This window comes from Mogibacterium timidum ATCC 33093 (assembly GCF_000525775.1).
Classification (GTDB): domain Bacteria; phylum Bacillota; class Clostridia; order Peptostreptococcales; family Anaerovoracaceae; genus Mogibacterium; species Mogibacterium timidum.
In genome coordinates this window covers 41,315-53,338 of sequence record NZ_JALU01000003.1, presented here as the reverse complement: position 1 = coordinate 53,338, position 12,024 = coordinate 41,315, and the positions used below count along the sequence as shown (strand labels likewise).

General features: G+C 46.3%; 9 protein-coding genes. 6 read left to right on the top strand and 3 right to left on the bottom strand.

Translation table 11 applies throughout. The features are described 5' to 3' along the window. Nucleotides 1–25 precede the first annotated feature (25 nt). The 4 genes from HMPREF0581_RS00800 (at nucleotide 26) to HMPREF0581_RS00785 (ending at nucleotide 5,258) form a co-directional block, all read left to right on the top strand. On the top strand, nucleotides 26–1,948 hold the full coding sequence (locus HMPREF0581_RS00800) for an aconitate hydratase (protein WP_036379445.1): 1,923 nt from the start codon (nucleotides 26–28) through the stop codon (nucleotides 1,946–1,948). A gap of 14 nt (nucleotides 1,949–1,962) precedes the next feature. After that, the gene (locus HMPREF0581_RS00795) at nucleotides 1,963–3,159 is read left to right on the top strand and encodes an isocitrate/isopropylmalate family dehydrogenase (protein ID WP_036379443.1); all 1,197 of its coding nucleotides are present in this window, start codon (nucleotides 1,963–1,965) and stop codon (nucleotides 3,157–3,159) included. Beyond that, complete coding sequence (locus HMPREF0581_RS00790) at nucleotides 3,159–4,100, top strand: AEC family transporter (RefSeq protein WP_036379442.1); 942 nt, start codon at nucleotides 3,159–3,161, stop codon at nucleotides 4,098–4,100. The genes HMPREF0581_RS00795 and HMPREF0581_RS00790 overlap by 1 nt, the downstream gene beginning before the upstream one ends. A gap of 378 nt (nucleotides 4,101–4,478) precedes the next feature. Continuing rightward, on the top strand, nucleotides 4,479–5,258 hold the full coding sequence (locus tag HMPREF0581_RS00785; RefSeq protein WP_036379438.1) for a basic amino acid ABC transporter substrate-binding protein: 780 nt from the start codon (nucleotides 4,479–4,481) through the stop codon (nucleotides 5,256–5,258). A gap of 309 nt (nucleotides 5,259–5,567) precedes the next feature. Here the strand turns inward: HMPREF0581_RS00785 and HMPREF0581_RS00780 are convergent, their stop codons facing one another. Beyond that, nucleotides 5,568–7,340 carry a hypothetical protein gene (locus HMPREF0581_RS00780; RefSeq protein ID WP_036379436.1) on the bottom strand — a complete coding sequence of 591 codons (1,773 nt, stop codon included), beginning with the start codon at nucleotides 7,338–7,340 and terminating at the stop codon, nucleotides 5,568–5,570. Between the two features lie 469 nt (nucleotides 7,341–7,809). Here HMPREF0581_RS00780 and HMPREF0581_RS00775 point away from each other — a divergent pair, with 469 nt between their 5' ends. Both HMPREF0581_RS00775 and HMPREF0581_RS00770 read left to right on the top strand, forming a co-directional pair. Further along, complete coding sequence (locus tag HMPREF0581_RS00775; protein WP_009643512.1) at nucleotides 7,810–8,379, top strand: TetR/AcrR family transcriptional regulator; 570 nt, start codon at nucleotides 7,810–7,812, stop codon at nucleotides 8,377–8,379. Nucleotides 8,380–8,462: 83 nt separating this feature from the next. After that, entirely contained in the window at nucleotides 8,463–9,833 is a 1,371-nt protein-coding gene (locus HMPREF0581_RS00770; RefSeq protein WP_009643416.1) for an MATE family efflux transporter, read from the top strand. 268 nt (nucleotides 9,834–10,101) lie between these two features. On the opposite strand, the gene HMPREF0581_RS00765 is transcribed toward HMPREF0581_RS00770, so the two are convergent. Then, nucleotides 10,102–11,190: an alpha/beta fold hydrolase gene (locus HMPREF0581_RS00765; protein WP_009643459.1), complete on the bottom strand. Its 1,089-nt coding sequence runs from the start codon at nucleotides 11,188–11,190 to the stop codon at nucleotides 10,102–10,104. Further along, nucleotides 11,180–11,956 carry a glycerophosphodiester phosphodiesterase gene (locus HMPREF0581_RS00760; RefSeq protein ID WP_009643494.1) on the bottom strand — a complete coding sequence of 259 codons (777 nt, stop codon included), beginning with the start codon at nucleotides 11,954–11,956 and terminating at the stop codon, nucleotides 11,180–11,182. The genes HMPREF0581_RS00765 and HMPREF0581_RS00760 overlap by 11 nt, the downstream gene beginning before the upstream one ends. Nucleotides 11,957–12,024 lie beyond the last annotated feature (68 nt).

Here is a 12,024-nt window from a genome sequence, read left to right as displayed (position 1 = left end):
AGGACTGAAGGGGAGTAACGTTAAAATGGGTTATACAATAGCAGAGAAAATCATTAGGGCTCATCTGGTGAGCGGCGAGATGAAGACGGGAGAGGAGATTGGGCTAAGGATAGACCAGACTCTGACTCAGGATGCGACGGGAACTATGGCGTATCTGGAGTTTGAGGCGATGGGGATTCCACAGGTCAAGACTGAGCGTTCAGTCGCGTACATCGATCACAACACTCTGCAGTCCGGGTTTGAGAATGCAGATGACCACAGATATATTCAGAGTGTTGCTGCCAAGCACGGTATCTATTTTTCCAGGCCCGGCAACGGCATCTGCCACCAGGTTCATTATGAGAGATTTGGAATTCCGGGCAAGACTCTGATTGGTTCGGATTCGCATACGCCGACCGGCGGCGGACTCGGCATGCTGGCGATGGGCGCCGGCGGTATGGATGTGGCCGTTGCCATGGCGGGCGGAGCTTACCATATACCTATGCCAAGGATGACCTTTGTGGAGCTAATCGGACAGCTCCGCCCTAATGTCAGCGCCAAGGATATTATTTTGGAGGTTCTGCGGATGCTGTCTGTCAAAGGCGGAGTCGGTGCGATTGTAGAATACGGCGGCGAGGGTGTAGCGACGCTCAGCGTACCTGAGAGGGCTACTATCACCAATATGGGCGCTGAGCTGGGCGCTACCACCTCGATTTTTCCGTCGGATGAGGTGACCAGGCAGTTCATGGCGGCTCAGGGCAGGGAGGCTGACTGGTCTCCTCTGACCGGCGATTCAGACGCTGAATATGCCGAACGCTATACTATCAATCTCAGCGAGCTGGAGCCTATGGCAGCATGTCCTCACAGCCCTGACAACGTCAAGCCGGTTCGCGAGCTGACCGGTATCAAGGTTGATCAGGTTGCAATCGGCTCCTGCACCAACTCCTCGTTTGCCGACATGACTAAGGCGGCATCTGTGCTGAAAGGTCACAAGATTGCAGACGGAGTCAGCCTGGGCATCTCCCCGGGGTCGAGGCAGGTGTTCTCGATGATGGCAGAGAGTGGAGCTCTCACCGCCATGATAGATGCCGGCGCCAGAATCCTAGAGTGCGCTTGCGGACCTTGTATCGGTATGGGGTTTGCTCCAAATTCCGGGGGAGTAAGTCTTCGGACATTCAACCGCAATTTCCTCGGACGTTCAGGAACTAAGGACGGTCAGGTATACCTGGTGAGTCCTGAGACAGCTGCAGCGTCTGCGCTTACAGGTACCATCACCGATCCGACAACCATGCCGCCGATCGAGCGGCCGCAGCAGCCGGACAGATTCCGCATCAACGATGACGGAATCATCGCACCGCTGCCGACCTGTGAGGCCGAGACGGCAGAGGTGCTCCGCGGCCCTAACATCAAGCCGTTCCCGGAGACCGGCCCGCTGGATGACCGGATCGAGGCCGCGGTCATCCTCAAGGTAGGTGATAACATCACCACAGATCACATCATGCCGGCAGGAGCCAAGGTGCTGCCATACAGATCCAACGTGCCTAAGATCTCGGAGTTCTGCTTCAACGTAGTGGATGAGACCTTCGCATCCAGAGCAAAGGCAGCCGGCAAGGGCTTCATTGTAGGAGGATCCAATTACGGTCAGGGCTCGTCAAGGGAGCACGCAGCGCTAGCGCCGCTGCATCTCGGAATAAAGGCGGTAATAGCCAAGAGCTTTGCCAGAATCCACGCGGCAAATCTGGTAAACGCAGGCATCTTGCCGCTGATATTTGAGAAGCCCGAGGATTATGACAGGATAGAGCAGAGCGATGAACTCAGACTGGATAATGTCAGAGCTGCTCTTGCAGATGATAGAATCGTGTTGCATGCCGGAGACAAGGAGATTCCGCTGCGCATGGATTTAGCTGAGAGGCAGAAGGCTGTTCTGCTGGCCGGCGGATTGCTGGATTACACAGCACTCGGTAACTAGGATTGGAGATTGAAATGAGTAAGAGCACATACAGCACTGAAATTGAGCACGACATCGCAGCGGCAGTTCAGAATTTCGAGTCGATGCTGCGCGAGCAGGTTGCCAGAAATGAGCGCATGAGAAGCGAGAGAGCTGCGGAGCCGATGAGTACGGAATTCTCCGGTAATTATAAGGCAAAGCAGATAATAATCGGCACCGCAGGTGGTGACGGAATCGGACCGATCATCATGCGAGAAGTCGAAGCAGTGCTTAACACATTGCTCCGGGACAGACTTGCCGGCGGTGAAGTCGCGCTGCGTCCGATCGGCGGATTCACTCTGGAGAACAGACTGGCCGCAGGCAAGACAGTCCCGGACAACATCATGGCAGCGATGCAGGAGTGCGACGTCCTCCTCAAGGGGCCGACGACGACACCTAACGCAGCCATGAATGCAGCCAATATCGAAAGCGCCAACGTCTATCTGCGCAAGGCCTTCGATCTGTTCGCCAACGTCAGACCGGTGGTGATTCCTGAAGAGGGTATAGATTGGACCTTCTTCCGCGAGAATACCGAGGGTGAGTATGCCCTCGGCAGCAGAGGTGAGTATATCAGAGGCGAGTTCGCGGTGGATTTCAAGGTTACGACGGACGAAGGGACGAGGCGAATAGCTCGTGCGGCCTACGAGTATGCTAGAGCCAACGGTAAGAAGCGTGTATCGATTATTACCAAAGCCAATATCATGAAAAAGACTGACGGCAACTTCCTCAACATCTGCCGCGAAGTTGCCGAGGATTATCCGGAAATCGAGACAGACTCATGGTTCATCGACATTATGGCTGCCAACCTGGTCAACGCGGACATCAGAAGCGATTTTGAGGTTTTCGTGCTTCCTAACCTGTATGGTGATATAATAACTGACGAAGCAGCTCAGATCCAAGGCGGTGTCGGCACGGCAGGCAGCGCAAATATCGGCAGGAACTACGCTATATTTGAAGCTATTCATGGCAGTGCACCGCGCATGATTGAAGAAGGGCTGGGCGAGTACGCCAATCCGGCGAGTCTGCTCAAGGCCGCGGCTATGATGCTGTCCCACGTCGGATACGCAGCGGAGTCAGACAAGCTTGAGACAGCGCTGGCAGCAGCCGATGAGAAGCTCGGCGCACGCATGACCGGACTGGCAGGCGGCGCAACTTGCCGCGAGTACGCAAATGAAGTCATGTCGAGGTTATAATGGTACAGAATTTCTGGATTTGTATAAATGCGGTTATTCCGCTGATGATTTATCTACTGATCGGGATGCTCGTCAAGCGAGCAGGACTGATAAATGACGACGAGGTGAGCAGATTCAATCACCTCGTCTTTATTGTGCTATTTCCGCCGATGATGTTCGAGAACCTTTATGGGGCAAAGCTGGGCACGGCTTTCAATCTCGGACTCACAATATTTGCCATAGTATTCCTGTTTGCCTTCATCGCAGCGAGCGTACCGATCGTGCACAGGATAGAGAAACGTCCGGAGACCCGCGGCGCCATGATTCAGGCAATGTACCGCAGCAACTTTGTGCTGATGGGACTGCCGATTGCTTTGAATATTTGCGGTCGAGGCAACGTCTCGACGACAGCCGTCCTCGTGGCTGTCATCGTACCTATTTACAATATAATAGCGGTTATCATCCTTGAGTACTATCGCGGCGGGCATGCCGACATCTCCAAAATGTTCAGCAAGATTATCATGAACCCGATTATCCTTGGTGCTCTGGCGGCAGCTGTCGCAATTGTACTCGACATCAGGGTTCCAAAATCCGTAGATAACGTAATCTATACCATGTCCGAATGCACCACTCCGATGGCTATGATTATGCTCGGTGCATCCTTCAACATCAAGAGCATCAATACCGACAGGCGTAATCTCAGCATTGTAACAATTACAAAGCTGCTTATACAGCCCGCGATAGGCCTCTCGTTGGCTGTGCTGTTCGGTTTCCGCGGCGTGGAATTCGTATCGCTGATCGTCATGATGTCTGCACCATGCGCAGTGTCTTCGTTTACGATGGCAAAGTCCATGGGCAGCGACGGAGATCTGGCAGGCAATGCGGTTATATTTACAACCGGGTTTTCAATACTGACGATATTCGGGTGGCTGTTTCTGTTCAAGAATATGGGGATTTTCTAGTTAAGGCAAAACGTATAAGCCTTGACCGCAAACAGGACAAGCCTTTCTTTTATTGACAAGCTCTTCTTTGCATTGAAGAGAATAAGCTATTCTATGCCCTTCGGGAAATTTCTGGCCAAGACATGTCCGCTTTATAACAACAAGCGGATAAAAACAGACAGCAGATAAATACCAGAGACCGTATATTGCACGCCTTCTTCTGCATAAAATTTCAAGATAATGAAATAAAATTCAAATACCTCTTGACAGCTTGGGTCTGCACGAGTATATTTATACATACCAACTATAAATTATGCAAACGGCATAACGGTGTGTAACCACATAGTCAATCAAACAGTCAAATCATAATTAACATTATTTTAGGGAAAGGACACAGAAATGAAAAAGACAATTGGGAAAATCATGGCACTTATGATGTGCCTTATCATGGCAGGCGCACTTGCAGCTTGCTCAGGCAGCAAGGGTAAGACATACAAGGTCGGGACAGAGCCTACTTATCCGCCTTTTGATACAACAAACGAGGATGGCGATATCATAGGCTTTGATATGGATCTGATGAAGGCTATTGCCAAGGATCAGGGCTTCGAGGTTGAGTTCGCTTCATTTGATTTTGACGCGCTCATCCCGGCGCTCAAGTCAGATAGCGCTGACATCGTAATCGCCGGTATGAACATCACACCGGAGCGTGCCAAACAGGTAGACTTTTCCGATTCCTATTACAAGACAGGAGTCGTGCTGCTAGTCAAGAAGAATAGCACCAAGATTACCGGTTGGGACAGCTTTACTAGTGGCAACGGCCTCAAGGTTGCAGCTCAAACAGGTACTCTGCAGGCGGACATCGCTAACAAGCTCAAGGACGAGGGCAAGGTGTCAAGCGTATCCGTCCTCAACCAGAACACAACAGCTCTGCAGCAGCTCGAGAACGGCGATGTAGACGCAGTATTGGTAGATAAGCCGGTAGCAGTGGATATCTCTGCAAGTCAGGGTGACAAGTTCAAGATGGTTGGAGACATCAAGCCGGACAGCATCACAGATAACGGCATTGCAGTCAAGAAGGGCAACAAGGAACTTCTCAAGAAGATTAACACCGGGCTCAAGCACGTCAAGGAGAACGGTACTTATGACAAGATGGCCAAGAAATGGAAGATCGAACAGTAGCGAGATCCGGCCATTGAGCAGCAACTCCAATCCGTAGAATAGGGTTTAAGACCATACCGGAGAGTGACTGAAGCAATTTAACTTATTAAGCAGCAAGAGAAGCCATGTGAGCCGGCTTCTCTTGATATGTCTAAGCAAATTTACCTATATTGTCCTAAAGGCGTATTCCTTACAAATGGAGGGATACATTCACTATCTACCGCAGAAGGATAATTTACAGAAAAAGATTCACACGCGGACCGAAAAAACGAGCTGCGCGTCGGACTCAACGAGATTGTGTGAGTCTAACGCACAGCTCTATCATTATGTCTATCTTACTTTTCTTTTCCTGATGACCGTTAAAACGACTATGCTTCCTAATGCAATCAATATACCTAATGTGTATAGGGTTATATTTGTTCCATCGCCTGTTACCGGAGATTTCTTTTTTGTAACTTTGCCCGGAGCTTTTGTTTTATCCTCGGTTACCTTTACTGTAAGCTGTATAGCTCTTTTATCTGCATTCGCATCATTTTCAAGAACGGAATCTCTTCCGGCTTCCGATTGAACAGCATCCCAGCCTATAAACATTTTAGAATATTCTGAAGCACCGACATTATCATATCTTATCCCGCCATATTGAGGATTTGTCAGAAGCTCTTGCAATGCAAAACTGTCAATGTACATATCGACTATAGCGTCGCGTGCTTCGAATTCTCGCGATGCAAGTTCATGTAATCTTCCCTTTTCATTGTCTCCGAATGTAGATGATTTCTCTAACATCTCTTCGAGTTTGTCTATTACGGGTTTATCTTTAGCCTTTTGTTCATCGCTTATATTTCTGCTCCAATGATTATATAATTTTGGAACTTTAGCGATATTATTTCTTAATAAATTAATCTCACCATACAGAGAATACGCCTTTGCAGGTCTGTTTGCTGCCTTGTTGCCGTAATCTATGTCAGAATGCCCGTCATGCTGATAAGTCCTATTATAGAGCCTCTCTGTCATCATCTTAAAGGGTTCACCTGTAGGAAATTCAAAATTCTTGTCGTCAGAATAATTTTCGTAGAGAGTTTTATCATAAGGATCGTTATTGAGGTATCGGTCAATTACCGCTTTGTTATCAGCAACAAACTTATTAAATTCATCCCTTAATGCCTTTACTTCATCTGCAAGTTTTTGAATATCTTCTACGGCTTGACCAAGTTTTGTTACTTGAGTTTGGTAATCTTGGTATTCAGCAGGCATAATGTTTTTAAACTTCTCGACCTTTGACGGAGTCTTTAAATATTCATCTCGTAATGTTTTCATTCTAGGGTCATAATGAGCAGTAACAAGTTTTCCCATTTTATAATTCCCGGACAGTGCTCCTTTAACAGTCAGAACATCTCCGGCCTTCACCTTTGTTTTGTCAAACTTAACCCCCGGAATGGTAACCTCCAGATGGCTTCCAACCTTGTTTAGCGCATTGTTTAGATCCCTGGCAATATACGGCTTATTTTCTTTATGCGCTTTTTTAAGTGCCGGATCAACAAAGTCCATAGTTACTGTAACCTTCTGACCATCCACCTTTACATCTGTTACTTCAAATATGTCTTTTGCATTTTTTAATTTCACATTAGCCTTGGTAAGTTTTTTGCTATAAATCATTCCATCCGGAATAACAAATTCTGCCACGAACTGACTGCTCACTCCATCGAGTTTTGCAAAGGCACCAACGCCCGGAGTTATCATCCCTACCGCCTTTTTAATGACATCGACCCTTAGGGTTCCTGTGAAATTCATAGTATCATTGATGTTTACAGCCTTGATTTCTTTATGCTGCGTATCTGTGCCGAGCAGAATATCCCCATCCAGTCTGGTGAGTTTCTCATACTCCTCCTTAGCTTTCTCTTCACTATCGAAGGAACCGCTTAAAAGCACTGCAAGTACTTCTCTTAAGTCGTACCATCCTTCAGGTGTTTTGCTCACAGCGTGTTTGCCGGCTCCGGGTAATGCCTGATTATCATCAGCATGTACTACTGCTGCCGACGGTATTGCAGATAAGACCAGAATTGCACTCAATGCGATACTTAACACGTATCTTGTCAGATTCTTCATGTGAAATGTCCTTTCTCTAAGATTGTTTTTTAAGCTACTTAATTAGATGAATATAGATTTGTATTATTATTTATACATTATGTCAGTATATTAACATGTTTTGAGACATAAAGGAAGGGCAATTTTTAAAGCCCCCGCACTGAGACACAGTACGCTATGTGCTATCAGGATTCTCTTATGATCTTTCTTTAATGTGCAGTATTAATTTTATGCCTATTTGTCCACATCCCGACTTCCGCAAGCGGATGCTAAGCTTAAAAATACCGTCAGTAAACAAAATCTTTTAGAAATACGAAACGGCAGATCAATAAGGTTTGCTGTTTTTCTTTTATCGTTAATACCGCAAACTTTCCAGGCGGTTTGATTTTTTAAATTCTTTTATCGCTAATACTGCAAATGCTTGACAGAAAAAGCAACGGGTGGTATTATTTGCTTACCGACGATGTCGTCGGTAAGCAAGGAGGAGCTGATGGGAAATAAAAGGTTAAGCAGAGAACAAAGGAGGAGGCAGATTAAAGACATAGCATTGGAGCTTTTTATAACAAACGGTTATGCAAATACTACAATGGATGAAATCATACAGGCTGTCGGAATATCTAAGGGAGGGATGTATCATCATTTTTCAGGCAAAGAAGAGATCTTCTTGGAGCTTTTAGATGACGGAAATGAATACAGAAAAAATATTGTAGTGAAATATATGAGGGAAAGTCGAAAAAACCGCAGCGAAAAGCTTATTGACAGTTTGCTGGATAAAATTCTCGATGTCAATCCGTACAAGAAACTGTATACCGTATTTCTTATAGAAATGCAGAACAACGAGAATTTTAAAAAATTATTTGCAAAGCTATACGATAAGGGAATTGAAGATTTTCTTGAATTCTGCAAGGCGGAGGGCTTGGACGAATATATTACGATAAATAATCGGGAATTTGTTTTTTTGATGAATTCTCTTTATGTGGGAATGTATCTGTTTGATATAGATAAGGAAAAGCTTAGAGAGATGCTTACGATTATGTTCAAAGCATATTTAAAATGTTAGAAGGATTTAATTATTGCACAACAGACTGAAATATAAGTTTTTGGTGCAAAATAAATTAAGAAAGTATATTGAGGCTTAAAACCATGAACAAAGAAAAAGAATTGATATTGAACGATAATTTGTGGAAAGTTTGTTGCAGGCTTTCTCTGCCGGCTATTATTGCGATGATTTTATACGGCTTAAATGTAATTTTTGACGGGATATTTGTAGGCAGACTGGTGAATGAGACAGCATTTGCAGGTTTGTCCATAGTGTATCCGCTTACCCAGTTGAGTCTTGGATTGGGCTCGTTGGTGGGGGTGGGCGCAGGCTCATATCTGAGTATTTTATTGGGGAACGATGACAAGGAGATGCAGGGCAAGCTTCTTGGAAATGCCAATTTAATTTCTATTGTGGCGACAGTTGTCATGATACTGTTCGGTTTTATATTCATGAATCCCATGCTTCGGGCACTTGGAGCAGAGGGGGAGGTTTTATCTTATGCGGTAAGTTACTATAGAGTAACCCTGATAGGTAGTGTATTCTGGATTATAGGGCTTGCCTACAATATGATAGTAAGAGCCGAAGGCAAGATGAAGACCGCGGCAATTATGATGGGTATAGGTCTTATAGTCAATATTATCTCAAACTACGTACTTATGGCTATTCTTAAGCTGGGGGTTGCAGGAGCGGCGTGGGGAACCAACATAGGTATGTTTGTCTATGCTCTGCTGTTCGTAATATATTGCAAAAGCGGAAAGGTAAGCTTCAATGCCAATGTATTTACGATAAATACGGATAGGGATGTGATAAAAGAAATCATTTCTTTGGGTATGCCGTCATTAATAATGAGTGTGATGGGGATCATACAGGGCATAATAATTCTCAGGGCATTGAAAGCCTTCGGAACCGAACTGGACATAACTTTTTATGGAGCGGTATTCAGGATATTCAACTTTTCACTCACACCTATTTACGGACTTATGAGAGCTTTACAGCCTGTAGCCGGAATTAATTACGGAGCTAAACAATATGAAAGAAGTATAAGCTCATTTAAAATATTCTCTTTTGTGGCGCTGATTGTTATGCTGCCGTTCTGGATTCTGTCAATGATAAGCCCTTCGCTTGTACTGGGAAGCATGTTGCCGCAGGTAAGTTTCGGTGCAGAATATATATTCTGCTTCAGAGTATTTATGACCATAGCACCTCTGCTTTCAGTTACGATGACAGCTATGACATTTTGGCCTTCCATCAAAAAAGGAAAGCCGGCAACGCTTATAGGACTCGGCCGGCAGTTGTTTTTATATATTCCCCTTATGATTATACTGCCGAGGATTTTCGGTATACAGTCAATCTATGTAGGTTCTCTTGCAATAGATGTGTTTCTTTCGATAATTGTAATATTTATGCTGGCCCAAAATTTCAAGGAGTTGCGTGAGCTTGAGGTCAAGGAAACACGATGCTGTTTGGAATAAAAATATTGAATCGATATATCCTCAAGTTAATCTGTGCTAACATTAATGTGTGTCCGGAATTTACTTTCGGACGTGGCGAATTAAAATTATTAAACTTAAGGCAGGTGCAGTTAATGCAGCAAAATAGACTGCAGGCAGAGCTTTTATTGCGATCGGTGTTTTTGCGGCTATTTTGTGGTCGTATAGATTAGACGATATGTCGCCATAAATGAAAAATCGGAATAGCTGGATTTCTACGGACTCTGTCGATATCCCTCGGGAATTAAAATTACTGATTTGAGCAGCCTTCAGTGTGCACTTTCCCATTATCATCAATAAATTTGAATATTCTGGAATAGTAGTCACACCTGATATTGTCGGCAGCATTAAATATCTCGTGCTTCGAATCCTCGTAGATATAGAACTCAATGTGTGAGACCTTCTTCGCAAAGCTGTAATGGCCCGCAGGTGATAGTAATGAGTCATTGCCGGCATTGAACATCAGGATTGGTATGTTGATATTGCTCGCCTGCCTATGCAGCTGTGACATAGCTCGGAGGCTCGCAGCACCCCATCCGTTCGAAAGACGATTCGTCTGATAGTGGGTGTCCGCCAATCGCTGATTGAATATGTAGAGGTAGCGGGCTTGCGACATGGTGCTGCTTGTATTGAATACGTTCCTGCCGGTCCAGGGCTTGCCGCCGGGGAATGGCTCTTCGACTTGGTGAAGCAGCCTGCTCTTGGCTCTCAGCAGATAGAGCAGCAGCTTGGGTGTAGTGCCTGTGTCAATTGCAAACATCGGGGTGCTGAGCACAGCTGCATCAAAATATCCCGGATGCTGCTCCAGAAAGAGCGCGCCGACAGCTCCGCCCATAGAATGAGCGTACATAATGTGCTTCAGATCAGCTGTGACAGGGTTAACTATCTCATCCATGAATATAAGCAGGTCGCTGACATAGTCGGCAAAATCGCGTACATGAACCATGTCCACCACATCAATCTCTCTTCCGGAATATCCATGCCCTCGCTGCTCGAGGAAGAATACCTCGTATCCGCCCTGCCAATAGTATTCCGACATCTCGTGGAATTTGCCCCAGAATCCGCAGTAGCCATGCAGAATTACGACACATCCCTTCGGGTGCTCCCCTGATGGCCGAACTGCGTGATAATACCGGAGCTTCAATCCGTCTGCAGCAGCAAAATCTCCCGATTGTACGTATTTGTCACGCCACTCCTTGTTGGCACCTGCCATGTGATCCGCATAGTCGTCTTCGCCCAGCATCCTGACTCCGGGAGGGAAATCAAATTGCTTCATTGAGTCCGGCTTCAGTATGAGTGGGGAATTATGCATATCTTTATTTTTCTTTTTAATGCTCATATTGCTTCTCAATTACTGCCAGTGCCTTATCCGGATAATTGGTTATTATAGCGTCGACGCCGGCGCTAACGGCCAGCTTCATGTGCTCCTCCTCATTAACGGTCCAGACGTTGACCGCAAGACCCTTGCGCTTGCACTCCTCTATGAAGCCGGGAAACTGAATGTTGTAGAGTGCAGGATGTAATGCTTGCACTCCATATCTCACAGCATAGTCGGGCATGCCTATCGTGCCGTCCGCATACAGGAAACCGAGCTTGGCATCCGGATTCAGCTCGCGCATGTGAGTGATTGTATAATGGTTGAACGAAGAGTACAGAACCCGGTCTTCACAACCACATTCCGCGGCGAGCTGCAACAGCTTTTCAGCCATGTCCGGGTAGAAAATGATGCCTGTCTTGAGCTCAACATTGATAATCATATCGGTAGTGGCAATCAGTTCAAATACTTCACGCATAGTAGGAATAGTGACTCCGGCGAATTCCGCACGGCCGCCGGAGAAATCCAGAGACCTGAGCTCTGCAAGCGTCATGTCCTTGATCCAGCCGCTGCCGCTCGATGTCCTATCCACCTTTTCATCATGGCAGACTACGAGCTCGCCGTCGCTGCTCATCTGCACATCAAGCTCTATGCCGTCAGCACCGAGCTCGTGCGCCTTCAGGAATGCAGGCAGCGTGTTCTCGGGGCAGTAACCGCTTGCGCCGCGGTGGGCCCATACCTGCGGACGTGTTTTGTCCGAGATATTTAATGCTTCAGCTAATTTATTCATGATATCCTCCATGTGATATATTACACCACATATACAGCAAAGGCACAAATTCAAGCTGCCTTGAATTT

Excerpts from the sequence above, each read along its gene's own strand:
- HMPREF0581_RS00800 (WP_036379445.1), top strand. The coding sequence starts at position 26 with ATGGGTTATACAATAGCAGAGAAAATCATTAGGGCTCATCTGGTGAGC.
- HMPREF0581_RS00795 (WP_036379443.1), top strand. The coding sequence starts at position 1,963 with ATGAGTAAGAGCACATACAGCACTGAAATTGAGCACGACATCGCAGCG.
- HMPREF0581_RS00790 (WP_036379442.1), top strand. The coding sequence starts at position 3,159 with ATGGTACAGAATTTCTGGATTTGTATAAATGCGGTTATTCCGCTGATG.
- HMPREF0581_RS00785 (WP_036379438.1), top strand. The coding sequence starts at position 4,479 with ATGAAAAAGACAATTGGGAAAATCATGGCACTTATGATGTGCCTTATC.
- HMPREF0581_RS00780 (WP_036379436.1), bottom strand. The coding sequence starts at position 7,340 with ATGAAGAATCTGACAAGATACGTGTTAAGTATCGCATTGAGTGCAATT.
- HMPREF0581_RS00775 (WP_009643512.1), top strand. The coding sequence starts at position 7,810 with ATGGGAAATAAAAGGTTAAGCAGAGAACAAAGGAGGAGGCAGATTAAA.
- HMPREF0581_RS00770 (WP_009643416.1), top strand. The coding sequence starts at position 8,463 with ATGAACAAAGAAAAAGAATTGATATTGAACGATAATTTGTGGAAAGTT.
- HMPREF0581_RS00765 (WP_009643459.1), bottom strand. The coding sequence starts at position 11,190 with ATGAGCATTAAAAAGAAAAATAAAGATATGCATAATTCCCCACTCATA.
- HMPREF0581_RS00760 (WP_009643494.1), bottom strand. The coding sequence starts at position 11,956 with ATGAATAAATTAGCTGAAGCATTAAATATCTCGGACAAAACACGTCCG.